This window comes from Chryseobacterium sp. AG363 (assembly GCF_003610675.1).
Taxonomy (GTDB): Bacteria; Bacteroidota; Bacteroidia; order Flavobacteriales; family Weeksellaceae; genus Chryseobacterium; species Chryseobacterium cucumeris.
The window spans coordinates 371,923-398,373 of sequence record NZ_RAQF01000002.1; the positions used below are offsets into that span (position 1 = coordinate 371,923).

Annotated in this window: 27 protein-coding genes; 9 read left to right on the forward strand and 18 right to left on the reverse strand. The window is 37.8% G+C overall.

Annotated elements, in window-relative coordinates; all coding sequences use genetic code 11:
* Positions 1 to 3: 3 nt before the first annotated feature.
* Genes DEU39_RS01690 through DEU39_RS01700 form a run of 3 tightly spaced genes read left to right on the forward strand, consistent with a single transcriptional unit; the run spans position 4 to position 6,371 of the window.
* A complete protein-coding gene (locus DEU39_RS01690) occupies positions 4 to 3,540 on the forward strand; it encodes a SusC/RagA family TonB-linked outer membrane protein (RefSeq protein ID WP_120230696.1) in 3,537 nt (1,178 codons plus the stop codon).
* A gap of 9 nt (positions 3,541 to 3,549) precedes the next feature.
* Complete coding sequence (locus tag DEU39_RS01695; protein ID WP_120230697.1) at positions 3,550 to 4,911, forward strand: RagB/SusD family nutrient uptake outer membrane protein; 1,362 nt, start codon at positions 3,550 to 3,552, stop codon at positions 4,909 to 4,911.
* An 11-nt stretch (positions 4,912 to 4,922) separates the two neighbouring features.
* Positions 4,923 to 6,371 (forward strand): TlpA family protein disulfide reductase, encoded by a 1,449-nt coding sequence (locus DEU39_RS01700; protein ID WP_120230698.1) that lies wholly within the window; start codon positions 4,923 to 4,925, stop codon positions 6,369 to 6,371.
* Positions 6,372 to 6,384: 13 nt separating this feature from the next.
* Here the strand turns inward: DEU39_RS01700 and DEU39_RS01705 are convergent, their stop codons facing one another.
* From DEU39_RS01705 to DEU39_RS24200, 3 genes are all read right to left on the reverse strand, one after another.
* Complete coding sequence (locus tag DEU39_RS01705; protein ID WP_120230699.1) at positions 6,385 to 6,642, reverse strand: hypothetical protein; 258 nt, start codon at positions 6,640 to 6,642, stop codon at positions 6,385 to 6,387.
* A gap of 98 nt (positions 6,643 to 6,740) precedes the next feature.
* Complete coding sequence (locus DEU39_RS01710) at positions 6,741 to 7,190, reverse strand: MauE/DoxX family redox-associated membrane protein (RefSeq protein WP_120230700.1); 450 nt, start codon at positions 7,188 to 7,190, stop codon at positions 6,741 to 6,743.
* A gap of 174 nt (positions 7,191 to 7,364) precedes the next feature.
* Positions 7,365 to 7,613, reverse strand: coding sequence for a hypothetical protein (locus tag DEU39_RS24200; RefSeq protein ID WP_147367541.1), 249 nt, complete (start codon positions 7,611 to 7,613; stop codon positions 7,365 to 7,367).
* Between the two features lie 385 nt (positions 7,614 to 7,998).
* On the opposite strand from DEU39_RS24200, the gene DEU39_RS01715 reads away from it, so the two are divergent.
* Positions 7,999 to 9,720 carry a helix-turn-helix domain-containing protein gene (locus DEU39_RS01715; RefSeq protein ID WP_120230701.1) on the forward strand — a complete coding sequence of 574 codons (1,722 nt, stop codon included), beginning with the start codon at positions 7,999 to 8,001 and terminating at the stop codon, positions 9,718 to 9,720.
* 149 nt (positions 9,721 to 9,869) lie between these two features.
* Here DEU39_RS01715 and DEU39_RS01720 read toward each other — a convergent pair whose 3' ends face one another.
* Both DEU39_RS01720 and DEU39_RS01725 read right to left on the reverse strand, forming a co-directional pair.
* Positions 9,870 to 10,253 carry a hypothetical protein gene (locus DEU39_RS01720; protein ID WP_120230702.1) on the reverse strand — a complete coding sequence of 128 codons (384 nt, stop codon included), beginning with the start codon at positions 10,251 to 10,253 and terminating at the stop codon, positions 9,870 to 9,872.
* Positions 10,254 to 10,256: 3 nt separating this feature from the next.
* Positions 10,257 to 11,429, reverse strand: coding sequence for an FAD-dependent monooxygenase (locus DEU39_RS01725; RefSeq protein WP_120230703.1), 1,173 nt, complete (start codon positions 11,427 to 11,429; stop codon positions 10,257 to 10,259).
* A gap of 114 nt (positions 11,430 to 11,543) precedes the next feature.
* Here DEU39_RS01725 and DEU39_RS01730 point away from each other — a divergent pair, with 114 nt between their 5' ends.
* Positions 11,544 to 12,491, forward strand: coding sequence for a helix-turn-helix transcriptional regulator (locus DEU39_RS01730; RefSeq protein ID WP_147367542.1), 948 nt, complete (start codon positions 11,544 to 11,546; stop codon positions 12,489 to 12,491).
* Between the two features lie 362 nt (positions 12,492 to 12,853).
* On the opposite strand, the gene DEU39_RS01735 is transcribed toward DEU39_RS01730, so the two are convergent.
* The 13 genes from DEU39_RS01735 to DEU39_RS01790 form a co-directional block, all read right to left on the reverse strand.
* Complete coding sequence (locus tag DEU39_RS01735) at positions 12,854 to 13,666, reverse strand: PRTRC system ThiF family protein (RefSeq protein ID WP_120230705.1); 813 nt, start codon at positions 13,664 to 13,666, stop codon at positions 12,854 to 12,856.
* Positions 13,663 to 14,370 carry a PRTRC system protein B gene (locus DEU39_RS01740; RefSeq protein WP_120230706.1) on the reverse strand — a complete coding sequence of 236 codons (708 nt, stop codon included), beginning with the start codon at positions 14,368 to 14,370 and terminating at the stop codon, positions 13,663 to 13,665. Before DEU39_RS01740 ends, DEU39_RS01735 begins: the two co-directional genes overlap by 4 nt.
* An 11-nt stretch (positions 14,371 to 14,381) precedes the next feature.
* Positions 14,382 to 15,542, reverse strand: a complete 1,161-nt coding sequence (locus DEU39_RS01745; protein WP_147367543.1) for a hypothetical protein — start codon at positions 15,540 to 15,542, stop codon at positions 14,382 to 14,384.
* A gap of 17 nt (positions 15,543 to 15,559) precedes the next feature.
* The gene (locus tag DEU39_RS01750; RefSeq protein ID WP_027374866.1) at positions 15,560 to 15,778 is read right to left on the reverse strand and encodes a PRTRC system protein C; all 219 of its coding nucleotides are present in this window, start codon (positions 15,776 to 15,778) and stop codon (positions 15,560 to 15,562) included.
* A gap of 11 nt (positions 15,779 to 15,789) precedes the next feature.
* Positions 15,790 to 16,344, reverse strand: coding sequence for a PRTRC system protein E (locus DEU39_RS01755; RefSeq protein WP_120230708.1), 555 nt, complete (start codon positions 16,342 to 16,344; stop codon positions 15,790 to 15,792).
* Complete coding sequence (locus tag DEU39_RS01760) at positions 16,331 to 16,699, reverse strand: hypothetical protein (RefSeq protein ID WP_120230709.1); 369 nt, start codon at positions 16,697 to 16,699, stop codon at positions 16,331 to 16,333. Before DEU39_RS01760 ends, DEU39_RS01755 begins: the two co-directional genes overlap by 14 nt.
* Positions 16,677 to 16,910 carry a hypothetical protein gene (locus DEU39_RS01765; RefSeq protein WP_120230710.1) on the reverse strand — a complete coding sequence of 78 codons (234 nt, stop codon included), beginning with the start codon at positions 16,908 to 16,910 and terminating at the stop codon, positions 16,677 to 16,679. Before DEU39_RS01765 ends, DEU39_RS01760 begins: the two co-directional genes overlap by 23 nt.
* Positions 16,903 to 17,250 carry a penicillin-binding protein gene (locus DEU39_RS01770; RefSeq protein WP_120230711.1) on the reverse strand — a complete coding sequence of 116 codons (348 nt, stop codon included), beginning with the start codon at positions 17,248 to 17,250 and terminating at the stop codon, positions 16,903 to 16,905. Before DEU39_RS01770 ends, DEU39_RS01765 begins: the two co-directional genes overlap by 8 nt.
* A 5-nt stretch (positions 17,251 to 17,255) precedes the next feature.
* On the reverse strand, positions 17,256 to 17,702 hold the full coding sequence (locus DEU39_RS01775; protein ID WP_120230712.1) for a hypothetical protein: 447 nt from the start codon (positions 17,700 to 17,702) through the stop codon (positions 17,256 to 17,258).
* Positions 17,699 to 18,109: a hypothetical protein gene (locus DEU39_RS01780; RefSeq protein WP_120230713.1), complete on the reverse strand. Its 411-nt coding sequence runs from the start codon at positions 18,107 to 18,109 to the stop codon at positions 17,699 to 17,701. Before DEU39_RS01780 ends, DEU39_RS01775 begins: the two co-directional genes overlap by 4 nt.
* A 252-nt stretch (positions 18,110 to 18,361) precedes the next feature.
* Positions 18,362 to 18,535 (reverse strand): hypothetical protein, encoded by a 174-nt coding sequence (locus DEU39_RS24265; RefSeq protein WP_183037360.1) that lies wholly within the window; start codon positions 18,533 to 18,535, stop codon positions 18,362 to 18,364.
* Positions 18,536 to 18,598: 63 nt separating this feature from the next.
* A complete protein-coding gene (locus DEU39_RS01785; RefSeq protein WP_120230714.1) occupies positions 18,599 to 19,672 on the reverse strand; it encodes a DUF932 domain-containing protein in 1,074 nt (357 codons plus the stop codon).
* A 50-nt stretch (positions 19,673 to 19,722) separates the two neighbouring features.
* On the reverse strand, positions 19,723 to 20,118 hold the full coding sequence (locus DEU39_RS01790; protein ID WP_120230715.1) for a single-stranded DNA-binding protein: 396 nt from the start codon (positions 20,116 to 20,118) through the stop codon (positions 19,723 to 19,725).
* 1,128 nt (positions 20,119 to 21,246) lie between these two features.
* Between DEU39_RS01790 and DEU39_RS01800 the strand changes: the two genes are divergently transcribed.
* The 4 genes from DEU39_RS01800 (at position 21,247) to hsdR (ending at position 26,415) form a co-directional block, all read left to right on the forward strand.
* Entirely contained in the window at positions 21,247 to 22,035 is a 789-nt protein-coding gene (locus DEU39_RS01800; RefSeq protein WP_120230717.1) for a phospholipase D-like domain-containing protein, read from the forward strand.
* 103 nt (positions 22,036 to 22,138) lie between these two features.
* Positions 22,139 to 22,738 (forward strand): hypothetical protein, encoded by a 600-nt coding sequence (locus DEU39_RS01805; protein WP_120230718.1) that lies wholly within the window; start codon positions 22,139 to 22,141, stop codon positions 22,736 to 22,738.
* Between the two features lie 74 nt (positions 22,739 to 22,812).
* Positions 22,813 to 23,751 carry a toll/interleukin-1 receptor domain-containing protein gene (locus tag DEU39_RS01810; protein ID WP_228436597.1) on the forward strand — a complete coding sequence of 313 codons (939 nt, stop codon included), beginning with the start codon at positions 22,813 to 22,815 and terminating at the stop codon, positions 23,749 to 23,751.
* A 288-nt stretch (positions 23,752 to 24,039) separates the two neighbouring features.
* Complete coding sequence (gene hsdR, locus DEU39_RS01815; protein ID WP_120230719.1) at positions 24,040 to 26,415, forward strand: EcoAI/FtnUII family type I restriction enzme subunit R; 2,376 nt, start codon at positions 24,040 to 24,042, stop codon at positions 26,413 to 26,415.
* Positions 26,416 to 26,451: the final 36 nt, after the last annotated feature.

Sequence of the window (26,451 nt, forward strand, 5' to 3'; positions counted from 1 at the left end):
TCTATGAAAAAACATGATTTTTCCAACAGGGAAAACGTACCGCCCATGGCGGATATGTTTTCGGGCAGGAAAAAATTGCTGCGTGCAGGCTTAAAGAGTACCTTATTCTTTATGCTTCTTGCGAGCGGTACTGCTATTAAGGCACAGCAGATCAGCCTTTCGCTGCAGAAAGCGCCACTTTCGAAGGCGATTTCCGAAATACGGAAAAGCACAAAGTATGACTTTGCCTATAGTGAAGAACTATTAAAAAAAGCTGGTCCAATTTCCATCAACCTTAAAAATGCCAACATTACCGAGGTACTGAATAAAATGTTTGCTGACCAACCGATTTCCTACAAGATTGCTGATGGCATTATCATTTTAAAAGAAAAACCAGCAAACGGAAATACATCCCCTTCAAAAAATAAGGAAACAATTAAAGGGAGGGTTGTAGATGAAAATGGCAATCCACTTGTGGGCGCCACCATTCAGGTAAAGGGAACAAATTTTACAGTAACTTCCGACAATACAGGATCTTTTGAATTGCCCAGTGAATTTTCTGATTCCGATCTGCTGATATCCTATCTGGGCTACGCAAGAATGGAAGTCTCGGCGAAGAGTGCTGAAAGAATCGTACTTGTTACGAATTCCAATAGGATAGACGAGGTGAGTGTTGTAGCCAGTGGTTACCAGTCCATTCCCAAAGAAAGGGCAACAGGATCTTTTTCAAAAGTTGACAATGCGACTTTTAACCGTCAGGTTTCTACTGATGTAATCAGTAGACTGAAAGGTATTGCACCATCTATATTATTTGACGAACGTTCAGGTTCTCCGAAATTGACGATCAGGGGGCAGGCTACAATCTTTGGTAACGATCAGCCGCTAATTGTTGTTGACAATTTTCCTTATGAGGGTGATATCAACAATATCAATCCGAACGACATTGAGGATATTGATATTTTAAAGGATGCGGCAGCGGCATCCATCTGGGGAGTTCGTGCTGGTAATGGTGTGATCGTCATAAAAACTAAAAAAGGACGAGCAGACCAGCCGATGAATATAGGTTTTACTTCTAATGTCTCCGTAGGACAGAAGCCTGATCTCTACTATATTCCAAAGATAGCACCAACGGATTTTATTGATATTGAAAAAATGCTTTTTGAAAAGGGCTATTTTAACACGATAATCAGCAATACCGCAACTAACAGACCATATTCTCCTGTCGTCAGTATTCTAAATGACCAAAAAAATGGGCTCTTAACTCAAGATGAAGCTAACTCAAGATTAGATGTATTAAGAAAATATGATTTGAGAGATGATATGACCAAATACTTGTATAGAAATAGTATCAAACAACAGTATGCTTTGAATTTTAACGGCGGAACTAAAAAGTACATTTATTATTTTTCTACGGGTTTTGATAAAAATCAAAATTCGGAAAAAGGTAATTCATTTAGTCGTATAAGCTTAAATAGTAATCAAGTATTTCGCCCTATTGAAAAACTGGAAATTTCAGCAGGTCTTTCCTACAACCAGAACAATCAATCTACTTCGAATGTAGTATCAATGCTTAGCAATATGGGGCAAGAACAGATGTATCCCTATGCAAGGCTAGTCGATGATGACGGGAAACCAGCAATACTTACAAAAGATCACAGCACAGTGTTAAAGCAAAAAGCACTCAATGCTGGTTTGCTAAACTGGGATTTTATACCACTGGAGGAAATAGATATGCAGGATAATAAGCTTAAGCAATCAGAAGTACGATTAAACACTGCAATAAAATACAGTATACTTCCTTCTTTATCAACAGAATTTCGCCTGCAATATGAGAATCAACAGGTGAAGCGAAGGAATTTTTTTGATCAGGATACTTATGTGATGCGAGATCAAATTAATAGATTTACGTCATTTAATAATGGTATTTTGACTCGTAATATACCATTAGGTGGTAGACTTGACAATACAAATGGTGAACTAACCGCCTTAAATGGGCGTTTTCAAATAAATTTCGACCAAGCTTGGGGTAAACATCAGGTTAATGCCATAGGAGGATTTGAAATTAGAGAAACAAAAGCTAACAGTATAAGTTCGAGACAATATGGTTTTGATCCCCACATTGGTTCAAGTGTTTTAGTCGATTATTTAACGCGATTTAGTCAATATGGTAAAGGTGGTTCATCACTTATTCCAAATAACGACAGCTATTCAGAAACTACTGATCGAATACGATCTTATTATATGAATGGTGCTTATAATTATGATTTGCGATATGTAATTTCTGCAAGTGCAAGAATAGATCAGTCAAATTTATTTGGTGTTTCAACTAATCAAAAATCAGTTCCGTTGTGGTCCGTTGGCTCGAAATGGAACTTATCAAAAGAGCAATTCTATAATATTGATTGGTTGCCTGTATTAAGCTTTAGAACGACAATTGGCTTTAGCGGAAATGTAGACAGAACTATTACTGCATTTACTACTGCAAAATTTGTTACTAATTCCACCAACAGATTACCAAGTGCTGAGTTACAGAACCCACCAAATAAGAATTTAAGGTGGGAAAAAAATAGAATGTGGAATATAGGATTCGATTTTGCTTCTAGCGAAAATGCCTTATCAGGAAGTATTGAGTATTTTCAGCGTAAAGGTTCTGACCTTATTGGCAATGGAGAGATTGATCCTACTACTGGATATATCTCTTATCGCGGCAATTTGGCTAACATGAAAGGAAAGGGAATTGACATTGAACTTCAATCAAAAAATATTAGCAAACCTAATTTTAAATGGAATTCAATATTTCTTTTTTCTTATGCCTTGGATAGGGTGACAAAATACCAGAAGCAAACTAGTCTTTCTAACTTTGTTGATGATAGTTACAAAATTTTAAGGTTAACATCTGGTTACACTCCTGTTGTTGGAAAGCCACTTTTTAGTATTTATTCCTATCCATTTGCCGGTTTAAATTCTGAAGATGGTCAGGTTCAAGGTTTACTGAACGGACTACCCTCCAAAGAATACTCGCAGATCACTCAATATTTAGCTGAAAATCCCGAGAATAATCTAGTGTATAATGGGAATGCTTTGCCTCCTTACTTTGGAGCCCTAAGAAACACAATTTCAACATATGGAGTTGAGTTATCATTTAATATCACATATCGATTTGGCTACTATTTCCGTCGTAATTCTGTTATGTACAGTTCTCTTTATAGTACATATTACACACATGGAGATTATTATAATAGATGGAAAAAGCCAGGTGATGAATTGATTACCAACGTTCCAGCAATGATTTACCCTGGAAACGGAGTCGCCGATAATTATTATAAAAATTCGGAAATACTTGTTGGAAAAGCTGATCATATAAGGCTTCAAGATATTTCGTTAGCTTATAATGTTGGTAAAAACTTACTAAAGAAATATAATATAAATAATATGAAGTTTTTTACTTACGTAAGTAATCTCGGTATTATTTGGAAGAAAGATAAGTCGGGATTAGATCCAGATTTTCCGACCAGCAAACCTATCAGGACAATAGCATTTGGTTTAAATTGTAATTTTTAAAAATTGATTATGAACAAGTTCATTACATATATTTTTTCAATTGCCTCGTTGTACCTTACTGTTTCTTGCAGCAAAGGTTGGCTTGAAGAAAAAAGAGATATAAAATTAATTGTTCCTACTACTTTGAACGACATGGATCTACTATTGAATGCAGATGTGTTCCAAAGTGATGGACGTGGTGCAACTGAAACCGCATGCGATGATTATGATTTCACGTTGGAACAGTATAATGCACTTTATAATGCATTTGATAGAGATTTAGTTATTTGGAAAACGCAAGAGTTTCCAAAGTTTGGAATTTTGGTATGGGATGAGTGGGACATGGCTTATTCGCAAATTCAAGTTTGCAATGTAGTCCTTAACGGTTTGTCCAAAATTAATCGAACAAATAGTAATAAAGAACAATATGATAAAATAAAAGGAACTGCATTGTATCACAGGGCAAAGCAATTTTTGAATCTTGCGTTAACTTTTTGTAAATATTATGACTATAATACTGCGGAAACTGAGTTAGGTATCCCTCTCAAATTGACTGAAGATATCGATGAAATTGTCGATAGGGGTAGCCTTAAAAAAACTTACGACCGGATTGTTTCGGACTTAAAAGAATCTGCAATTCTATTACCTTCTGCCTCGACAATAAATACTCAGATTGCAAAAGCAGGTGCTTATGGGCTGCTTGCTAGAACCTATTTATTTATGGATGATTACAAGCAAGCGTCTTCAAACGCTGATTCGAGCTTTAAATATCACTCATATATTGAGGATTTCAACAAAATCGATTTGACCAGTGACTATCCCTTTTACGATATTTCCAAAGAAATTCATATATATAGTATGCAAAGTAAATATTCTCCGAATAGTATTACAGGCAGAATTAACCAAGCGCTTATCGAAAGTTATAATGCTAATGATCTAAGGAAACAGATTTTCTATAAAGTGCAAAGCGACGGTAAGTATACGTTTAAAGGCAGTTTTACTGCTCAGCTCTTTTCTGGAACGTCCACTGGGGAAATACTATTAATAAGTGCAGAATGCAGGGCGAGGCTTGGCGATTTTGAGGGAGGTCTTGAAAAGATAAAACTATTATTACAAAATCGTTTTAAAACAGGCGCTGCAATTCCTATGCCTACAAAAAACAAGCATGACGTTTTGAGCTTTATTTTATTAGAACGCCGAAAAGAGCTAGTAACAAGAGGCCTCCGTTGGCAGGATCTCAAAAGATTAAATAATGATATCGATTTCGCTCAGACCCTAACAAGGACAATTGGCGAAAATACTTACACACTACCGCCCAAAGATCCGCGGTATATAATGCGAATCCCACAATACATAATAAATTATAATCACATAACACAGAACTCTTATTAAAATAACTTATAATGAAAATATTAAGTGTAATTTGCATATTAATATCTTGTTCAGCGCTTTGTCACTCTCAAACGAAAATTTCTGGTTTCGTTAAAGATGCCGTTAATAGTCCAAAAGAACTGGTCCTTACTGTCTATGATCCGTTTTCAATCTATAATCCACAGATAATAGAAGATACTGTTATTACAAGAAATGGAAACTTTGATTTTACTTTTAATATTAAAAAAGAGATGATCGTAGGTATCGAGCTTAGCGGAAAATCTATCTTTTTTCCCGGAACCTATAAATTAGTTATTTCGCCCAATGATAGCTTATATATAAATATAGATGATAGTAAAAAATTAGGAATTCTAAATCTTAATATTACTGGTAGAGGCTATGAAAAGGTGGATTTTAAAAAAATGATTCTGCGAGATGTTTTTGCAGTATTCAAAACAGATCCAAAATACCAAGATCAAAGTTTGTACTATAAGTTTTTAACAACAGATAGGAAACTCAATATTATTGATTCAGTATGTAATAGCTATAATGGATTTTTAGATGCTGAGGTTCGCAGCTTAATAAGAGCAGAAGTATATGAAAGTCTTTTAGAAAGTCTTTTTATTGCTGTTAAGAGAAGTGATAACGATTCATCGAGGACATATTTTAAAAAATTTATTGTCGAAAAGAATAGAATGGAACCGTTTATTGAGGAAAAGAATATCTTTTATGCAGGTGGAACATTACTGTCAGAGTTTATCCTACTTAACGAGTTTAAAAATCCACTTTTGTACGCGGGCGATCGTTTTAAAACTGATAGCGCAATTACTTATTGTAATTTAATTATAAAGTATTTCGGAAAGAATTCGCACGTTAAAAACTATTTACTATCTAATTTTATGATCTCATATTTGAATTCTAAAATATTTGACAAAACAAGTGAAGTACTATATGATTTTTATCTTAAGAATACTGATCAGCTTAATCCCTTTTTAACCGAAGTATCAAACAGTTATTTTCGTTCACAGCGTTCTTTACAGGTAGGGAAGCCATTCTTTAATTTTAGTCTTGCTGACACGGTAGGTAACTTACATGCATTGCCTGATTTTAAGGGAAAAGTTTTAATTATTGACTTCTGGTTCACAGGTTGCAGTGGTTGTAAACAAATGGCACCAGCATTGGATGCAATCGAAAAAAGTCTAAATGATGAAAATGTTATATTTATTTCAATTAATGTGGATAAAAAAGAGAGATGGCTTAAGGGTATTGGGCAATATAGTAGTAAAAGTTCCTTACAATTATATACAATGGAAGAAAAATTCCATCATTCCATTATTAGGTCATTAAATATTTTGGGCTACCCAGCAGTGTTTGTTGTGGATGGACGTGGAAATTTTGCTGGCATTCCTCCAGACCCACGAAATGGCCAAGCGGATTTTATTCAATTCATAAAAAAGGTAAAAAAAGAGGTCGCTAATTAAGCGACCTCTTTTTTTATGGTCTAGCACCATTGATCTTATGATTACCAGTTGGCTGCCCGGTTTCAATATTATATTCTTGTGAGCATAAATTTGGTCTGGTCGGTTGACATAAGTTTGAACTTCCTACAGGAGATCCCATTGATCCATCTGCGTTAACGTAAAAATCTCCTACTGTGTCTTCTTTCTCTTGATTTGCCGGAGCAAAAGAGAAAGCTGCGAAACTTCCGATTGCAATTGCTGCAATTCCTAATGTAATTCTTAAATTTTTCATGATATTGGTGCTTTTTAAATCAAAAAGCTAAACTTTGGTTAGTTTTTCGCCTACTCTTGGTTCAGGTTTTCGGCTACCCCTGTTTGGTTATTAGTTTTTTAGTTATAAGTGGTCTGAACACTATCGTGTGGGGCTCGCTTTAGCGATGAAAAAGTGATCAGACCAATGCTATTAATTGCCAGTGCAATGAAATTAAAATAAAGCTGATCGTTCCAGTTCATACCACGGAATACTGCTATACATGAGCATGGAATGCTAGGTGCAAATTTCAAAATGTAAATAAGGTATGCAGTATAGATGATTATAACTGTAAGGGAAGCTAATAGTCCTAAGCCCCTCCAGTTCTTCTTGATCAGTAATATAACAATACCAAGGTGTGCAGCCTGCAAAACATAGGGTAAGACATATCCTCCTGCAGATAATAGGTAAGCACCCTTAATCTGCCTATTGAATGTGTCGAAATCGAAGATTTTACTGGCGAATGTATATGCCCATAATAAGATGAGGATAAAAATGATCAGTTCTGAAATGATGTTCTTAATTCTCATGATGTGATAGTTTGGTGGTTGTTATAAATTTTTCGAAGGCAGGCTTTATGTGAATAATCAAAAATCTGTTTTCAAAATTTTTATTTCATCAAATTTAGAGTGCCTTTTCGGTCAATTCCAAGAACTTGTTGTATCAGAAGGGACACGGACAGCGTATTAAATCGCACGGACAGGTTAGTGTCTCCACTGATCCTTATCTTTTGGAGGAGGATCTGCAATCTCGACTCCACTATCGTCGAACTGTAAATTAGATGCTGTTTTCACCGTATCATTCTCTGTTTTTTGATACGTCGTTTTCTGTTTTTCTTTTTGCACCAGGCTGGTATTTTCCGGTGCCATATCCATTTCGTCCTGTCTGCACGATTCCATCGAGCAAAGGGAGAAAAGGATTATCGATATTGAGATAACCGTCTTTTTTTTCATGTTAAAATTTTTAGGATTATCTCGGCCGAGACGTGTTGAATTCTGATGACCAAATTATCAGTCTTGGCGCTAGTTTGAAACAGTTTGTGGTCTTAGGACATACACGGACGGTCTATTAATAGTGGTTTCCCGAAGTGTAACGAACTGAAAGAAAATGAACTATTACAACCCTAAAAAATTTCTACTTTGCGATCTTTTTAATAGTGTATTAGTGGTATCGGACGTGTATTAGAATCCTCGGACGGTGATATAATTTGTTATTTATAGAATTGTAAGTGTTTGCTAATCAGTATTAAATAAGTGAAGTGGATGGTGGGCCAACAATCTGTGCGGTGATTTATGTGGTATATTGTATTTTTTCTTAATTTTATGGTAATACTTAGCCATGAACCACCTGCCTGTTCGTTTTTTGTCAATGATATTCCTTTTTCTGTGCGAATCGTTGTTTGCACAGAAGGAAAAACTGAGCGAATTTTATCTGATCCAAAGACAATATGAAAGCAGGGCAGAAAATGATTCAACTGCTTTACCTCTCGTTCAAAGTCTGATCAGAATGGCAAAAGCCAAAGAAAACCAGATGCAATTGTACCTGGGTTACACTGACGCAAGGTACTATTCACCTGATCCCGCACTAAAATTAAAGTATGCAGATAGTGCAATATCCGTTGCTGTAAAAAAGAAGAATGACAGCCTTCTTAGCAGTGCCTATCTGAGTAAGGGAGTTGTTTACTATTTCTATCTAAAAAAGTATAAGCTTGCACTGAATGAATATTTAAAAGCTTTTGAAAAAAACAAGAGCAGAAAAGATCCATATTACCGCAATAAGATCAATTACCATATCGGAGTTGTAAAAAGCTATATCGGATATTATGCCGATGCGCTGAGTGATTTTGAGGAGGCACGGCAATTTTTCGAGAATGAAACCAAGAAAGACCTGCACCCGAACCTCATGTATGGAAACCAGCGCGGATATAACAACACCTTGCACCAGATGGCGGTGTGCTACCGGAACCTGCATGATTTTAAAAAGTCCGATTCGCTGGTTGCTATAGGGCTGGGAAATACATGGAAGAACAGTGATTATAAACAGGAACACAGTTATTTTTTAAAGGAAGAGGGCATAAATAGATATCGCAAAGGGGATTTTGACGGCGCAATCCAATCGCTCCAAAATTCATTGCAAAACCTGATAACAATTAATGACTTTTCATGGTTGACGGTATCTTATGCTTATCTGGGAAAGGCCCAGTGGAAGTTGGGGCACGCCGAAGAGGGTATTAAGAATTTTGATAAAATTGATTCGATCTTTAACCGTCATTCTTTCGTGCTACCTGAAGTGAGGGATGTTTATGAGGATCTTATCGTTTATTATAAAGATAAAAATGACGCCAGTAAAGCTTTGTATTATACTACCCAGCTTATTAAAGTTGATAAGGTATTAGAAAAAGATTTTATTTATCTCTCCTCTAAAATCCATAAAGAATATGATACCAAGAGGCTTCTGCAGGAGAAAGCGCTGCTTGAAAGACAGATATCAATGAGAGGTTGGCTGATTATAACGGCAATTTTTATTACTGCTTTCACTGTCTTCTATATCGTCTTGCGCATCAGGTCAAGAAAGAAGGGTGCAGGAAACAACAGCCTGTTTGGTATTAACTTTGGTAGTAGTTCTCCAATACCGATTCAGGATGGTACTTTTAGAATCCGCCATTATAGCAGAACTGAAATAGGTCAGGACGTCGTTGATGAAATTCTGAGCAAGTTGGAAGAGTTCGAGCTGAATAAAGAATTTCTTGAGCCAAAGATAGATCTGAAATCCGTCGCAAAAAAGTTTGAGGTCAATTCCAATTACCTCTCCAATGTCATAAATGAGCATAAGGGAGCAAGCTTCAATCGATATCTTAGTGAACTGCGCATAAATTATATTACTGAAAAACTGATTACCGATCCACTGTACCGAAAATATAACAGTGCGACATTAGCGAAAGAATGCGGAATTGCTTCCCGAACAAATTTTTCTGCGCTATTTACAGAAATAAACGGAATATCATTTTCAGATTTTATCCGCAAAAACAAATATGAGAACGGAATCATCGTCGATCCGTAATAATTTATCCTTTCAATCCTTGCGGAAAACCGTAACATTATCTAATTATTAAAATTAATTTAATGCAAACAGGAAGGGATGTTTTTCTATAAAGCATGTGTTTTTTGCTCGTTCACTTTGTTTTACATTTGAATTATCCGTATTAAGAATTATCGTTCAGTATCATTTTTCATTTTAGCTCCGATAAGAATACAAGGGAGGATTCCCATGAGCAATAATGCCCAAAACCAAAATGGATGAATGGCATTTATCCAGAGCCATATTACGACGAGCATTATGCTGATACCTATAATATACTGCTCTCTGTTTCTTCCGCCGCACAACGATGTTACAATACCTCCTGCGATACAGCTTAGATAAACACAAGCTAATTTGACGACAAGCTGAATGATATCGGAAAAACTCCAAGTATCCTGATTAAAAAGTAACAGCGAAGCTGGAAAAATGATGCCCTGTATTTTCGCAAAGATTGAACTTAAAAGTCCAATGGTTCCAAATCCAATGATGATGGAAAGTATTTTTTTGAAATTCATCACTCAGCTGATTTTAAAATTTAACTGTTCTTCCGTAAGTACGATCGGATCGGTCATTATTCCTTTTATTTGGATGTCGGATGCAGCCCTGAATGTATTCACAAACTGATCAAGCTTTTGTGCATCGGCGGGGATAAAAGATGCAGCGTTATTTCTAGCATTGCTCTGGAACTTACGGATGATCGGCCGCATCAGGATGTTGTAATTGCTGCATGCAGATTTTAAATCATCGGGTGTTTTACTGATAAAATGAGACAAAGCCTTTGCTCCATAAATTGAAAGTGAAGCTCCCATCCCTGACAGTGCCGTAGGGCAATATCCTGCGTCACCCAGCAGAACCATGTTTCCATTGACCAAGTCCGGAGCATCTACCATTCCCATTTTATCGATGAAGATTATACCATCTTCTGCAAAACGACTGAGCAGATCCTTCACCTCGACGCTATAGTCATTGAAAGAGTTTTGCAATAGTTCCAGGGCTTTTTGTTTTAAAGTAGCTAGGTCACCAGTATGGCGGATGTAGCACTGAATGGCAATTTCATTGTTTGCAATCGGGTAGATCGATAGCATTTTATCCACATCAATGTAGATTTTAAAATCGCCCACAGCATATGAATGTTCCATCTGTAGTCTTCCACCCATATACAGTGTATTGAAATCTTCCATTTGTGAATCTGTAAAATAACGTTCGCGTGTTGAAGAACGTAAACCTTCAGAAACAATAACAAGGTCAGCTTCCATTCTGTGTCCGTCAGATAGTGTCACCACCGTTTTGTGATCTGTTGAAGCAATCTCAGAAATCGTGGTGTTAAAAAGTACGTTGACGTGGTCTTTTAAGTTGTCATATAGTACGTTATGAAGTCCGCCGCGGGAAATAAGCACTGAGCGTTCGATATTTTGGTTCATTTTTTCATAGCTGATGCGTTGAATTAGATGCTCGTCTTTTTCTAAAAAGCTCACAAACTCGGATGGGGAAGACGCGGCATGCAATTCCACCATCAAACCAAGTTCTTCCATAATCCGTACACCGAAACTTTTCAGGGAGATAAGGAAACCTGCTTTAGTAAAAGAAGGAGCTCTATCAATCACCGTAACTTGATGACCTTGTCCTGATAGTAATTTTGCTGCTGTTAATCCTGCAATTCCTCCGCCAGATATTAAAATTTTCTTTTTCATTTTTATAATATTTTAAATGCTTATTGCAAAATTAGTTTTACATTTAAGGATAAAATAGTCCTCATTGCAATAAAAATAGTCCATAAAGTGAATTCGACAGATAAGAAAAAACAAATGCTTGATCTGGCTGAGAGATTGGGGATGCCGGCATCTGGTTTTAACGGCTCCCTAGATTTTCTGCGACTTAACGAGATTCATATCGTTGATATGCTTCCGGAAATATTGTTGATGATCCGGTGCGTCATTGCGGAAGAAACTTTTACTTACCGGAGAAAACCTATTAATGTTGCTAAAAAAGGCCTGCTTTTTTCTTTCCAAAACATTATTAGTGATTCTTCATATCATAATGAGAACTCTCATGACGAAAAATTCCTTCCCACACAACCTCACGTCCGGATAACGCCTTTTCACCTGGAAAGTGAAGTGGTATTTCCTAAAGGTTTTGCAATTAGCCAGATCACGATACTGATCGAACTCGATTTTCTCAAACGATTTATAGGTAAAGATCAGGAGGCATTCGGTTATCTTTTTAATGATGAAAAAACATTACTGATCGAAGAATTTATGTCACCTGAGATTGCTGATCTTGTTAGCGAGATTGCCAATTTTCCAATATTGGGGACACTTTCCGAAGCATATTACAAATTGAAATCATTGGAATTGCTTTACCTGCTTTTTAAAAACCTTTCCAAAAGGGAGCATTTTATTCATCAGAGCCTCCGAAGTAATGAAATAGCAGGTCTTTACCGTGTCAGAGATGCGATTTCATCTTCTCTCGAACAACCTTTGACTCAGGGGGATTTGATAAAAATTAGTGGTATAAATGTGCTTAAACTCAGGAAACTTTTTAGGCAGGTTTTTGGAAAGGGCATTTATGAATATAGTCAATACCTAAGGATGCAGGAAGCGGCAAGGCTGCTAAGGGAGAAACATCTTTCTGTCTCTGAAGCCGGATATCAGTTAGGTTTCACTAATCTGAGCTATTTCGGGAGGTTATTTGAGCAACATTTTGGAATGAAGCCAAAAAAGTGGAGTGAAAAACAAAAGTTGAAAGAAAATTGAACTTTTGGATGATTGTAACCAGAAACTTGCTACTGTAAGAAATCAACAATTTCATATAAATAAGACCATCATCTACAGTATAAATTCAATGAAGCTTATGCAGATTAACATCAATTTACAATATAGGGAATACCAACGTTCCAATTGACGTTGTACCACTCCAAAAATTGAGGAAACAATTACGATTGAAATGACTGTCAACATTCAAATTATTAGAGAACCTATCTGCGAAGCCACTGGGATACTGTGTATCCCACAAATAACCCGCAACGGCTGTCGAAGTGGGGATAAGTAGATGGAGAAAGCCGTTGCAGCCGATTTTCGCGCCAAAAGCCAACGGCTTTTGGCCGCCGGCAGTTTTTTCAACTGCCGACCGCGATAGGTTGTGATTTAAAATTTTCCAGGTTGAGGAAAAAGCCCCGATTTTCTGTCATTCCAGTTTTCAGTAGGTTCCAAAGAAGGGAAGCCCCCAATTGAGCAATTGTACTGTTAATGAAAAGATCCTGTCTGGCTAGTGATTCAGCAAGTGAACAGCTTGGCGTATCATCATTTTGCTCGGAGTTTTGCATAACTTCGCCATATTCTTCAATGATTGACGGCAGTTTTTCAAAAGTCTTAAATTTTTTTGAGGTCGGTTGTTCTATCTTTCCGATCGTGGACAATAATCCCTGTCCTGAAAATTTTGTGTTGCCCAGATCAAGCCAATATCGACCTTTGTCCCTGTGGAATCCATATCCATCAGCAAGTTCATTAATTATTTCGGAAATTTCTATTCTTGATGCGACTGTGTCTGTACAGGATATATAAATTGATGCCCCTGCACCACTCGGTATTTTTCCATCGGAATCCCGCTGAAATTTTTTTGTCTCTGCTTTCCAGTTTGTTCCTGCCCATCGGTTAAGGCGGTTTATAATTGCCTGTGATTTATAAAGACTTTTTTCGGATTCGGCAAAACGTTGTCTTCCGATATTGGAACCTGTAACTATATCATCATCCCAAAGATGCACGTCCAGTCCTGGGTGTTCAAGTTCCAACAGGCTGTGATTGATTTCCATCAGCGCTGTCATAAACTTGGAGCCTGTACCGCCCGCACCGATTACATGCACACGAATCGGATTTGTGGGACTTAACAGGTAGTTGTCCAAAAAATGGATATTTGTTTTGGCTGTTCTCATAACAATATGTTTTTAAGTTTTTTAGCTGTTTTTACGAGCTTGTCATTCGGAAAAGTTTTTCCAGTGCCTACAAGATTTTCCCATAGTATCACGCAGTTCCCGTTAACAGGATTATGGTCAGCCATCAGATGGGAAAAGTAACTGTTGAAAAAGTAATTCTCCCACAAGGTCATCAGCTCATTGACTGATCCTGTTTCAGTGGTGGCAATATCTACCGTACCCATGCAAACCGATCCATTTTCATAGACATTAAAAAATGGCGCATAATAGAGCGGGGTGTTCAGCGTGGGTTTTCTGTTTGTTGAAAGGGCATACAGATGTAGTGTCTGTCGGTCTGCGATCCACACCAAAGGAGGAATATGCGCTTTACCCGACTTAATGCCGAGGTTCTTATCAAAGAAAAGTTCCCGAAATCCTGCTTTTGTAAACCAGACTATTGTCGATGATGTTGCATCAAAGGAAAGCAGGTTACTTTGCAGAATGCCGTCTGATTTAAGGAGGTTCAGATTTTCCTCATTGACCTGCAATGCCGTTGATAGCCTTTGACCTTCTATCACTGAAAGGGGGTGCGGATTTACAGGCACGCCATTTTCCATATCAAAGTATTCGACATAAGATTCATTATATCCGTTATTACCCTGATAAATTACCAGTGCGCATATCGGGTCAAAGTAGGTTCCAAAACTGTTTGTAATATCTTCCATGATTTCTAGTGTTAAAAATTATGTTCCTGCCAAAGTCTGATCAGGTTGTTTATGGAATCAAAAACCTTAGTTTCAAAATCGAAATTGTTGTTTTCAATTTTTCTGTTGTCAATAGGTAAAAAACGTGTTGGTTCATCTACTTCGGAACATTCCTGCAAGTCATTGTTTACGAAGTCGCAGAGTGTTTCAAATAGATTTCCAGTAATAGATGCGCAGAATGAAACATAGTTGTCCAATGTGATGGGACGGTCATATTCATCGGTTATTTCCCTATATCGCAAGGGGAAGTATTTGCGGTCTATACGCACATTTGGGTAGGTGTGATAAAGTTCGTAGAATGAACTGGCAATCCGATGGACATCGCTCTCAAAATTATTTTTCGGTTCAAAGGTGGTAAGGAGTTTCTGAAATGACCGTAGATGCTTTTTATCTGCAATTAATTCTTTGATATAGTCACCGATCAGCTCGGCATCACCGAACTCCAATGAACTTTCGTCGTTAAACTCGTCGTCCTCATCCTCTTCGGCATACGAGTTTTCAAGCATGTCATACATGGAGTGCAGATAGCTGTCTTCATTTCTATAATAGGGTACAACAAGCACCTGATAGATGTAAGCATAAACAGAGATCAACAATTTACTGGATTTTGCTGTCTTTCTTTTATGTAAGATCGTATATAGCGGAATTACAGGGATATAGTATAATGTTGAACCTGTGTTATACCTGTCTTCCCGAGCAAAAAATGTACTTGTTCCATCGTTGACCAACCTAATTTCTTTCCAGTCGTTGGTACGGATTTTAAGTTGCTCTTTAAAATGTTTGAGCGATTCAGATATGTTGTACGGAAAAGGAAGGCTTTTACAATCCTGTACCGAAATATTCAGTTTTTTGGAGATCATGGAGAGGGACTGATAAAATTCCCTCTCCAATTTGGTACTGTGGTGTTTTTCTCCAATTTCAGGCTCCTGCAACCTAGAATAGAATTGCACTTTCAAAAAGGCATTGGTAACATCGCAGGTGGTACGGACTGCCGTCTGTCCCTGCGGAGTTCGCCTGCATCTTTTGGACGTTTCATCCATTTCCTGAACTCGCCCAACTGGCGGTGCAGTTGTGACTGGCTTTCGAGCGTAGGAAGTTTTACCGTCTGCGGATATTTTTTTTGCATGGTTCATGGGTTTTGAATTTTGGATTAACCTTTTGTTCCGATTACCGTCTCGAAGCGATATTCTACGATATCGTCAACGATTGTCGGACGTGAAATTTTCGCTGTGGTCAGGGCAGGGTAGTTGCTCGAATAAAAATTGAGTACCGCCTGTAGATTCCATTTCGGTTCAGGATCATCAAGCCTGATCTCCTGTTCTTTTTCTTTGAGGATAAATACCCGCTGAAGTGTTGTTGCTACTAACATAATATTGTATTTTAAGGGTTAAACTCCTGTTGTTCGGGCTGTTCTGCTTTTGGCTCCGAAGCTGACCAGAGATCGGGGACAAACTGTTTTTCGTAGCTGTCCTGTTTTTTTCTGATTTCTTCTTTATGCTCAGGGTAGTCCGCTACTTTTGGCAGAGCAGACCAAGCTTCCTTGTATTTACCTGCATTGGCGAGGGCATCGGCTTTTTGGACTGCTTCGCTGTATTTTTTGCCCTTAGCCTTTTCTTTGTCTGATTTCTGTTTTTCCATTGCGGAATTCGCCTGCGCCGTCTCCAGACCTTTAAGAAAGTTCTGCATATTTGAAATCACTCCGTCTGCCATCTGAACAGGTTTTTTGATGTGTTCAAAGAACCCACTGTCCAGTTCTTCGGGACTTCCTTTCAGGTTAAAAGGGGGAATGATATTCTTCGCTTTGTCCCCGCAACTGTCGTTTTCAATCAAGATAGATACGAGTATCGTGCTTTCTGTTGCCTTTGTAATGGATAGCGTCAATTTGCTGTTGATGTCCATCATCGCAATCTGTCTGAAAAAATTAGCTGTTTCCATAATAGTTCATTGCTTTATCGCTTACGCATTCTGTGATATAGGATTCTGAAAAGCCCTGTTCCCGTAGGTAATTTTCATAGGTTTTCATTTCCCTTTTAAATTCCGCTGCACCTTCCTCGCCTGTGAGAAATAGTTTATGTGCTGTTCCATTTTTCAGTGCCTTTTGAATATCCCGATACAGTTCTTTGATATGCCTGCGCTGATCGGAAAGTTTACGCACTTCCATTGCGAACATCTGATACCGTGATAGAATGTCCAAGAAGGTAAATGCTTCGGCAATGTTTTGATTTTTGTAATTTTCCACAAACCTGTTATAGAGCCAGTCTGCGAACTTATATTTTGCCAGTGTTTCCATTTTTGATTTTTATGAGATTGTTTTTTAAATTCCTGTCGTAGTTCATGCGGAAGCCGTTGTCATGGATTATTTTTTCAAGGCATTCCCTGACCATGTGAAGTTGTTTCCGGTCTTCTTGGCGAATGTTCAGAATGTGGAGGAGTCCGAACTGCATCAGCATTTCAGCGATAGTCTGTAATGCTTTCGGTTCGGTATCAGTTTGATTATTCATGATCTTTGGCATTTAGATTTTCTACGTAGCTTGTATAGCGTTGCGTTATTTCTTTTCCTTTTCTGAACTTTTCCGAAGTGTAATTAAAATGTTCCTCGAACATGGTTACCTTTTTATCTACCAAATTGATATAGTAGCGGTAATCTGCGTTAGCACGTCTCTCGTCCATCGTACAGTGTTTTTTAAGCAGTTCAATTTCTCTATGACTATTGTTAAAGCTGAGCAGGGGAATGAATAATTGCTCTACGATGTAGCCCTGTTCGGGTGCGCTCGAACTATCGGCAACACAGATAATCTGCTGTCCGCCTGATAAGGTGATATGTAAGTTTGATCGTGTCATGATGTTTAATTTTTGGAGGTTAGTATTTCCTGTATCAGTATGAGGTCGAAATCAACCGTTCTGAATTTCATGTCCTCAAATGCTTCATAATTTGCCATCCCGCTCGGATGCACCCGAAGGCTGTCACTTTTGATGCAGTCAAAATGCCTGCATAGCTGTTCTATTTCGCATTCCTGAGCTTCCAAGAAAGCAATTTCATTTCCGTCGAGCCACTGCTCGTAGAATGGTATTTTCGCTGTCCTGCACAGCAGGAAAGAAATGCCGTGATCTTTTCGGGCGATGTAGCCCGAAAAGGATTCCACGTTCAGCAGTTCGAGCAGGTCTGTTGTCTCCAATGACTTTTTTAGCCAGTCCCCCCAAAGGGGGATAATGGCTACCTCGTGATTATTCCGCCCTTTCTCGCTGAATGCTTTTAGAAGGATGACGTCCGTCATTTTAGCTGATTTTTTCATGGCGAAGTATTTAAGTTGATTTCAATTAGTTTCCTTGTTCCGAACAGCATGTATATGGCATACTTTAATTCACTGCTACATTCTTTCTTCTCGGTATAATGCAGGATAGCGTGTAAAGTAAACAGGGAATCGTAGCCGTCAAATAATTGATCCCTAAACGTTTTTTTATTTCTGTACAGTCTTGTACCGTTCCTTTTGTAGCTGTTCTGAAAATTTGCTATAAACCTGAACCAGAGGTCAGCATCTATATTTTTTTCTGTCCACTGCGCATAGACCTGCTCCCGATTGTCCATGAATAGGTCGGCTTCCTTTTTCATGAACTCGGTCAGCGCTTTCAGTTCATCGGGAAATAGGTTTGCCAGTAAATATGCCCTATCCAAATTGTTCATCTGCTGTAAGTTTTTCATTTTTTTAAATTTTAAGGTTTCTTTTTAAAGTCGATGGTAACGACGTTGTCGTCCCCGAAATAGAGTTCTATTGCCAGTCTCAGCATGGGTGGTAAGTCCTGCGAACCTGCCAGTCTGATCAGGCAGTGGATACCAAAAACACTGTTGTCCTGATAGAAAAATTGGTCAGCAAAAATCCTCGGGTTTCTGTAAAGCAGAACACCGAATTTTTCGATTGTCTGCTCTGCGTTTTCTACAAGCCTGTACCAATAATCAGCACTTGCAACGCAAATTGGGTGGCCACGCTTTTCTGATATCCTGCTCTTTTTCCCGCAGGGGTGCTATTTCAGTTTTTATAAAGTCGGTCAACGTTCCAAGATGATCGGGGAAAAGCCTTGCTACCGCAAACGCCCTTTCCGTGTTGTTCATTTCTGTTAATGCTTTCATGATCGTGTGTTTCAAGTAGGTGGCAGTTTTTTACAATCCTGCCTGCCACCTGTTAAGATTTGCTTAATTCAACTGAAATATGTCCGTTCCTATCTTCTCAAATGAAGTGCAGAGGTCAAACGCCTTTTGTGATTTAAGTTGTGCAGTACCACCAAGTACAATGCTCTGTAACTTCGCTTCGCCATCCTTGTAATTGCGGACATTCTGAAAGTAGCCAGTAACGGCATTATATGCTCCGAACAGGGTTCCTTTGGTAGTTTCCAGTTGCTGTGTGTCGTTCATCATGGCGTAGGCAAAGGCATCATCCACGGTATTTTTAAACATTGTTGAGAGTTCGTCTTCTGCACCTTTTTTGAGCAGGTTATATGATTCCTTGTTCGGGCATAAGGCGAGCTGTAGCAGTTTTCTGACCTCGCTGTCCTTTACTTTGATCGTTGACCAATGGTTGAAAATACCGTCCATCTGCGTAGTCATATTATTCGCCAGTCCCATGACTTTGTGTGCATCGTTGAGCCGTTGTTTAGCACCTGCGGTATGTTTGATGCGAACAACGTTGCTCATATTTCTCAGGGAAGCATTCAGTGTGTTCTGACAGACGATACGAATAGGAGTGAAGGCAGCCGTTATGCTTCCGCTTCCGTCATGGCTTGTTGTCAGGAAGATGTATTTTTCAATGACATCGTCTGAATTTCCGATGCGGATATAGTTGGGAAGCTTTGCAGTGATGAATATGCGTTCGCCCTGTCCGAGTGCCCCTGCGGTTTCGTAAAGTATTCCACTGCCACCGCCTACAATAGAATCAAAAAATGAAAACGCATCTTTATTCTGTACGATATGGTAGTCTTTACCCACTACACCGAGTACGGTATTGTTATCCGTGCGGATATTGGCAAAATAGTTAGGCACTTCAATTTCAGTGTCCTGTATAACGATGCCGTCCGAAATTTCCACTATGCCCGAACCTTTGGTATAAAGAGGGCTTTTTTGCACCTCGTAGTCCAGCCCTGCGTGTCTGATTGCTTCTGCACTGGTCGGGTAGTCCTGCACGATCTGCCCCAAGCCGTGCCAAGCCTTTTCCTTAACACTGAAAAATGAATATCTGCCCGTTCTATTGTTGAAATTTAAATTATGTCCCATGATTTCTATTTGTTTAAGGGTTAAAATGATTTGATTTTGCGCTGTCCTGCTTAGAATGGGAGGTCGTCTTTTTCGTCCTCTTTTGCAGGACTGCCGTTCTGCTGTTTGTTACTGACCTGTACGGAATCTTTTTCCGATGCTGTTCCCCATGCGGGTTTTATATTGGAGGTTGTGAAGTTCAGCCCTGCTTTTAGGTTGCCGTCCTTTCCAGTCCACGCCCTTGCGCTGATCTGCCCCGTTAGTTCGACATAAAGCCCCTGTTTGAGCCATGAAACTGGCTTTGCACTTCGCCAGTAGGCACATTCAATAAATGCGGTATTGTCCACCCATTCCCCTTGTCTGTTTTTGTAGCCATCATTTACCGCTACACTGAAGTTTACCACTTCCTTACCTGTTGTTGTTTTACTGACCGTTGCATCTTGTGTCAGTCTTCCTGAAATGTTCATAACTTTTTGTTTTAGTTGTTCTTCAATCCTGTTAAGTTTTTCATTCTTCCTGTCCTGCTGAGCCTCGGCCCCGAATCATTTTTTTCAAAAGAAAAAACAGGAAAAAAAAGAAAGTCAATCAGTAAATCGGGCAATTGCTGTAAGGCAAAAGGAAACGGAATAAAGGATGGGATAGGGGGGCGGCATGTGTTTATGCCGTAGTCTTTTGCGGGATGTGGGTTGGCTGCACGATGTACCTTTGAATGTCTTTTTCGACTGTTCTTTTGATAAAAAGTGATTTCCCAATCCTTATCCACCAAAAATATTCACGAGGTATAAAGGCACTGTTATTCCATAGGTAATCGAAAGGTGACTGCCCCCGGACAGGATCTGGACAACTTTCGATTTGCTATGATGGGCGGCATAAAAAGCTCTTTTTCGCTCAGGTTTTGCGGTGGAAGAAATGTGCTTTTCGGGAGGGGAAGGATCTCAAGCTAAATGAAAACAGTAAAATAATATTTGAATACTTTTTCGACCATTCTTCGCTAAAAGTGATTGTCAAAAACTGATTTCTCAAAATAATAAAGGCATTTATAAAAAATGTATTCCATAGGTAATTGAAAGGTGAATGCTTCTCGGGCTGTATCTGGACAGCTTTCAATTTGCTATGAAGGTGGCAAAAAAGCTCTTTTCCGCTTAGATTTTGCGATGGCGGAACTGTGCTTTGCCGTGAATGAGAAGAAACTTAGGACTTATCTGAAAACAGTGATTTAAAAAAATATGACTTCGCGTGAGGGATTGACGTGGAAAGCCCGCAGGAACGAGGACTTGTAGCACAAAGCCCGTTGCTCTAATGCACACGCCAAAAAGAGATAAAGCAGTACTCCTGTTCTCCATGTGATGCAAAGGCTATTATAGATGATATGCTCAGTATAATTCTCTAGTGTTAGGCCCGTTTAAAAAATTCTTTAGGATAACAGTGGTAAAAGTTATCTGGATCAGCATCTGACTTGTGAATGGAAGCCCTTATTTTAAAAATCTAGGGAATACAGTTTTTGAAAAAGTAAATTGTTATCTTGCATTACAAGCCAACTGGTGCCGCAACGGCACAATAAAATATAGACCATCTTAAAATTATTTTGATTAAAAATGAAAATTACGCCATTTGCAATAGGTAAGCTTACACCGTTTATAATTGACGGCAGAACAGGTCGTGAAATTATCAGTCTCTTCAATAAATTTGGATTTAGGGATGTTTATGATGAAAAGGGGCTTCCTGATATCGGTAAGGCCAATGGCCAACGTCCCTCAAGGACAGAGTTTACCCAGAAAAGGTTAGGAGAGCTAAACGATAGTCATTCACTGCGCGAGCTGCTTAATGACTGTATAAAGCATAACACAGCTTTAGTTCCAGAATTCCAAAAGATACTGGAGCCTGAAAAATATGGAATCATATATGTTAATGGCGAATATAATGTGCAGGGCGGTGTTGTTGTCAAAGCGCCGCCAGTTGTAAACCAAGCTCATTTCCAGGATATTCAAAATAGAATCCTGGATGCACTGGATAGTGCTGAAGTTTCTATCACACTTGTAATAGCCTGGTTTACAAATAAAGTGTTATTTCAGAAAATTTTGGAAAAGCAGAAGCAGGGAGTGGAAGTCAAAATTGCTATCTATGATGATGGAATCAACAAAAAGCATGGTGTTGACATTGATCTTGTCCCAAATGTAAGGTTAAAGAGAGGGATTAAAGGAGGGTTGATGCACAATAAATTTTGTGTTATCGATAATCAAGTGGTCATTACAGGATCTTATAACTGGTCTGATAATGCAGAATTTAAGAACGATGAAAATGTGACTGTTGAATATGATCCTAAGCAGGCTACAAGGTACTCAGTTGAATATAGAAGACTAACAACTCCACAAGCACCAGAGTAGCGCGAAAGATAGCTGGAATTTATGAGAATGTTCATTACTCCAAATATCTATTATGATTGTTTAAAGTTCGAATACGTATATTAAAATCATAAAATCTAATAATATGACTGAAGGAATTTTTGGTTTATTAGGAGTATTAATCGGTTCTTTTATAACCTGGTACCAGAATTCGAGATCTCAAAAAAATGAGGCGGAAAAAAATGCAAGGTATCTCGCAATAAGAATTGTCTGTGTTTTGGATAGATATCTGCAGGAGTGTGTTGATGTGGTTAAAGATGACGGGCTAGACTGTGGTCAAAGAATGCCGGATGGCTGTCTCAAACCCCAGGTAAAAATCCCGTCACCTCCAATTTATCCGGATGATGTGGACTGGAAAAGTATAGATCCCGAACTTATGTTCAAATTACTCTCTTTCCCTTCGGAAATTGAAGAAGGAAACAGGATGATAAATTTTGCCGGAGAAATTGCCGGTCCTCCGGATTACGAAGAATGGTTCGTAGAGAGGAAGGTCTTTTATAGTCAGTTTGGTTTAATGGCTTTCAAAATGTCTGCAGAGCTGGCAGACAGATATCATATCAAAAAGAAAACCTATAATAACTGGAATCCGGTCAATGATCTCACCGACGAATTAAAGTCAGCCTTAAAAGACCAGAAAAAATTAGACGAAGAGCAAAGAGAAATTATAAAAAGAATTTTAGGATAACTGAAAATTTTGCATTTTAAACTCCTCTACTAATTAGATTTTTTTAACTTTAGAATCAACATTAAATTCATATTATGTCAGAAATTGCCCCAAAAGTATTTATTTCATATTCTCATGATAATGACCAGCATAAAGAATGGGTCCTTCAGTTAGCGACAAGACTACGATCCAATGGTGTAGACGTTATTTTGGATAGATGGAACTTAACATTAGGTTCTAGCCTTTCGCTGTTTATGGAAAAAGGGCTTTCAAGTGCAAACAGGGTTATCGCTATATGCTCTGATATCTATACTAAAAAGGCTAATGAAGGAAAAGGTGGTGCAGGATATGAAAAACAGATTTTTACAAATGACCTAATTTCAGATCAGAATACCGACTATATAATCCCGCTTATCAAGAATAATACAGAAAGGATTCTACCAACAAGTCTTAATGGGCGCATGTACATAAATTTTGACGATGTAGCACTGTATGAAGCAAGATATGAAGAATTACTTCGGGATTTATTAGGTGAGATTGCTTTGCCTATTCCCGTTATTGGTAAAAATCCCTTCGAGAATATAATAGCTTTCCAAGCCCAGAAAAAGTTTGTTCCTAAATCTGAAAAGTATCTTTCACCTGCTACAAGTGGCACAGTTTCATTTGACTATTCAAACAACGATGGTACTTATGCTATTGGACAGCATGAACTACAGTTTCATATCAAGTTTTCGAAGGCAAGTAAAGAGAGAATACACATATATAATGGTACAAACACTGTTTTAACCGTAGCTGCGGTAAAGGACGTAGATGAAATTAACAAGATTGAAGATGCCCGCAATTACGATACGTCTTCTAGAGTTCGAACGATATCCCTAGGGCAGATTGCAGTATTTCAGAACAGAAGTGGTTTTTTTGCTGCTATCAAAATTAAGGATATTGACGATGATAGTAGAGGTGATAAAAATGACCAGGTAATTTTTGATTATGTAATCCAAACCAATGGGACACCAATTTTCAAAGAAGAGATTTAGCCATAATTTCACTATAAGAATTTCACATTAAACAACTTGATTCAATCTGATGCTTACACTTGATCCTTATTCAAAGAATTCTGACTGCATTTGACGAAATATTATAAATCACAAAACTAAATAGATTAAATCATAAAAAAGCCCATATTGATTAACTATTCATTCTTCTTCAATACGTGCATTAAGTTATATAAAATAGACTTAATGTTTCAGAAATAAAAGAGTACGGTGGATAATATGTAATATTGTAATACTAATTATGAAATAATTTTCTTTAATTAAATAAACATGAGTAAAAAACTGTTTTCTGAAAGAGATATTTGTACAAAATTTATTACTCCTGCCTTAGAAAATGCTGGGTGGGATAAAATGAAACAGTTTCGAGAAGAAGTCAATTTTACAGACGGTAGAATTATCGTTAGGGGCAAATTGTCCAGCCGTGGTAAAAAAAAGAGGGCGGATTATATTTTATATTATAAACCAAATATTCCTATAGGAATCATCGAGGTAAAAGAAAATAATCATGAAGTAGGTGCAGGAATGCAACAAGGATTGGAATATTCTGACATTCTACAATTACCATTTGTTTTTTCAACCAATGGAGATCGTTTTTTATTCCATGATAAAACTAACTCTACAAACGTTGAAACCGAAATTGAATTAGATGATTTCCCTTCACCGGAAAAATTGTGGAGTAAATATTTAGAATTTAAGGGGATTAATGAAAACGACTCTAAATCTATTGTTGAACAAGATTACTATTTTGATGGTTCCGGAAGATCTCCGAGATATTATCAGCAGAATGCTGTAAATCTTACGCTCGAAGCTATTGCTAAAGGTCAAAATAGAATTTTGTTGGTGATGGCAACTGGAACCGGTAAAACTTATACTGCTTTTCAGATTGTTCATCGTTTATGGAAGTCAAGAACCAAAAAAAGAATTTTATTTCTTGCGGATCGCAATTCCTTAATTGATCAGACCAAAAGAGGGGATTTTAAACATTTTCGTGATAAGATGACTATTGTTCAAAAACGACAGGTAGACAAGTCTTATGAAATCTATTTAGCAATTTATCAGGGCTTAACGGGAAATGAAGATGAAAAAAATATATTCAAACAATTTAGTGAAGATTTTTTTGATTTAATTGTTATTGACGAGTGCCATAGAGGAAGTGCTAAGGAAGATTCGGCATGGAGAGAGGTTCTTAACTATTTTAAATCTGCTACGCAAATAGGTCTTACTGCAACGCCAAAAGAAACAGAGACCGTAAGCAATTCTGAATACTTTGGTGATCCAATCTACACTTACAGTTTAAAACAGGGGATTGAAGATGGATTTTTGGCACCTTACCAGGTTATTAGAGTTACCTTGGATGTAGATGTCGAAGGTTGGAGACCAGAAAAAGATAAGAGGGATAAAGATGGTAATGTTATTGAGGATAGAATTTACAATAGAAAAGATTTTGACCGAAATTTAGTTATTGATAACCGAACTTGGGCAGTCGCAAAAAAAGTGACCGAGTTTCTGCAAAATACAAGCCGATTTAATAAAACAATTGTCTTTTGCAGAGATATAGATCATGCTGAGCGAATGAGGTCAGCAATTGCAAATCTAAACTCTGATCTTGTATTGCAAAATCATAAGTATGTTATGAGAATTACCGGTGATAATGATGAAGGAAAAAGAGAGTTGGATAATTTCATTGATCCCGAACAGACTTATCCTGTTATTGCCACAACATCTGAACTGATGACTACCGGTGTAGATGCTCAAACTTGTAAAGTAATTGCATTAGATACCGAAATAGGATCAATGACAAAATTTAAACAAATTGTCGGACGTGGAACCAGAGTGAACGAAGAATTTGGTAAGTTGTATTTTACCATCATGGATTTTAGAAATGTAACAGATTTGTTTGCTGACCCTAACTTTGATGGTGATCCCGTTAGAATAAAAGTTATTGATGAAGACACTCCGGCAAACGATGATTTTGAGAATGATGTTCCGGACGAATTACAAACTGATGAAAAGAGCAGTACAGATCAATTGAATTACCCTAAATCGGACTATCCAGATCCCTTTACTGAAAAGAAAACGAAACCTGCAAAAGTTTACGTAAACGGTGTGGATGTTACTGTTTTAAATTCAAGAGAATTGTATTTTGATAAAGAGGGTAAACCGATTACTATAAGTTTAAAAGACTATACCAGAGATATTCTAAGTGAAAAATATACTTCATTAGATCAGTTCTTAAATCTTTGGAGAAATTCCGATAGGAAAGATGCCATTATCCAGGAATTGGCAGAACAGGGTGTTATGGTTGAAGAACTTTTACAGGCAGTAAATAAAGAATGTGATCTTTTTGATATTATTTGTCACGTTGCGTTTGATCAAAAACCCTTGACTCGTACAGAACGTGCAAATGAGGTTAAAAAAAGAAATTATTTTGCAAAATATGGTGAGCAGGCAAGAAATGTTCTTACTGCATTGGTAGATAAGTATGCTGATGAAGGTGTTGAAACAATTGAATCAATGGAAGTATTGAAGCTAAACCCAATCTCTGAATTCGGTTCGCCAATGGAAATTGTAAAAGCATTTGGCGGGAGAGAAATGTATCTCAATGCTTTAAAGGAACTTGAAAATGAAATCTACTCAATAGCTTAAATTATATTACCATAATCTTGGTATAGATTTTTTAGG

Excerpts from the sequence above, each read along its gene's own strand:
- DEU39_RS01785 (WP_120230714.1), bottom strand. The coding sequence starts at position 19,672 with ATGGGACATAATTTAAATTTCAACAATAGAACGGGCAGATATTCATTT.
- hsdR (WP_120230719.1), top strand. The coding sequence starts at position 24,040 with ATGAGTAAAAAACTGTTTTCTGAAAGAGATATTTGTACAAAATTTATT.
- DEU39_RS01720 (WP_120230702.1), bottom strand. The coding sequence starts at position 10,253 with ATGAATTTCAAAAAAATACTTTCCATCATCATTGGATTTGGAACCATT.
- DEU39_RS01765 (WP_120230710.1), bottom strand. The coding sequence starts at position 16,910 with ATGAATAATCAAACTGATACCGAACCGAAAGCATTACAGACTATCGCT.
- DEU39_RS01805 (WP_120230718.1), top strand. The coding sequence starts at position 22,139 with ATGACTGAAGGAATTTTTGGTTTATTAGGAGTATTAATCGGTTCTTTT.
- DEU39_RS01725 (WP_120230703.1), bottom strand. The coding sequence starts at position 11,429 with ATGAAAAAGAAAATTTTAATATCTGGCGGAGGAATTGCAGGATTAACA.
- DEU39_RS01810 (WP_228436597.1), top strand. The coding sequence starts at position 22,813 with ATGTCAGAAATTGCCCCAAAAGTATTTATTTCATATTCTCATGATAAT.
- DEU39_RS24200 (WP_147367541.1), bottom strand. The coding sequence starts at position 7,613 with ATGAAAAAAAAGACGGTTATCTCAATATCGATAATCCTTTTCTCCCTT.
- DEU39_RS01695 (WP_120230697.1), top strand. The coding sequence starts at position 3,550 with ATGAACAAGTTCATTACATATATTTTTTCAATTGCCTCGTTGTACCTT.
- DEU39_RS01790 (WP_120230715.1), bottom strand. The coding sequence starts at position 20,118 with ATGAACATTTCAGGAAGACTGACACAAGATGCAACGGTCAGTAAAACA.
- DEU39_RS01775 (WP_120230712.1), bottom strand. The coding sequence starts at position 17,702 with ATGAAAAAATCAGCTAAAATGACGGACGTCATCCTTCTAAAAGCATTC.
- DEU39_RS01710 (WP_120230700.1), bottom strand. The coding sequence starts at position 7,190 with ATGAGAATTAAGAACATCATTTCAGAACTGATCATTTTTATCCTCATC.
- DEU39_RS01705 (WP_120230699.1), bottom strand. The coding sequence starts at position 6,642 with ATGAAAAATTTAAGAATTACATTAGGAATTGCAGCAATTGCAATCGGA.
- DEU39_RS01740 (WP_120230706.1), bottom strand. The coding sequence starts at position 14,370 with ATGGAAGATATTACAAACAGTTTTGGAACCTACTTTGACCCGATATGC.
- DEU39_RS01730 (WP_147367542.1), top strand. The coding sequence starts at position 11,544 with ATGCTTGATCTGGCTGAGAGATTGGGGATGCCGGCATCTGGTTTTAAC.
- DEU39_RS24265 (WP_183037360.1), bottom strand. The coding sequence starts at position 18,535 with ATGAAAGCATTAACAGAAATGAACAACACGGAAAGGGCGTTTGCGGTA.
- DEU39_RS01700 (WP_120230698.1), top strand. The coding sequence starts at position 4,923 with ATGAAAATATTAAGTGTAATTTGCATATTAATATCTTGTTCAGCGCTT.
- DEU39_RS01690 (WP_120230696.1), top strand. The coding sequence starts at position 4 with ATGAAAAAACATGATTTTTCCAACAGGGAAAACGTACCGCCCATGGCG.
- DEU39_RS01745 (WP_147367543.1), bottom strand. The coding sequence starts at position 15,542 with ATGAACCATGCAAAAAAAATATCCGCAGACGGTAAAACTTCCTACGCT.
- DEU39_RS01760 (WP_120230709.1), bottom strand. The coding sequence starts at position 16,699 with ATGGAAACACTGGCAAAATATAAGTTCGCAGACTGGCTCTATAACAGG.
- DEU39_RS01770 (WP_120230711.1), bottom strand. The coding sequence starts at position 17,250 with ATGACACGATCAAACTTACATATCACCTTATCAGGCGGACAGCAGATT.
- DEU39_RS01735 (WP_120230705.1), bottom strand. The coding sequence starts at position 13,666 with ATGAGAACAGCCAAAACAAATATCCATTTTTTGGACAACTACCTGTTA.
- DEU39_RS01800 (WP_120230717.1), top strand. The coding sequence starts at position 21,247 with ATGAAAATTACGCCATTTGCAATAGGTAAGCTTACACCGTTTATAATT.
- DEU39_RS01780 (WP_120230713.1), bottom strand. The coding sequence starts at position 18,109 with ATGAAAAACTTACAGCAGATGAACAATTTGGATAGGGCATATTTACTG.
- DEU39_RS01750 (WP_027374866.1), bottom strand. The coding sequence starts at position 15,778 with ATGTTAGTAGCAACAACACTTCAGCGGGTATTTATCCTCAAAGAAAAA.
- DEU39_RS01755 (WP_120230708.1), bottom strand. The coding sequence starts at position 16,344 with ATGGAAACAGCTAATTTTTTCAGACAGATTGCGATGATGGACATCAAC.
- DEU39_RS01715 (WP_120230701.1), top strand. The coding sequence starts at position 7,999 with ATGAACCACCTGCCTGTTCGTTTTTTGTCAATGATATTCCTTTTTCTG.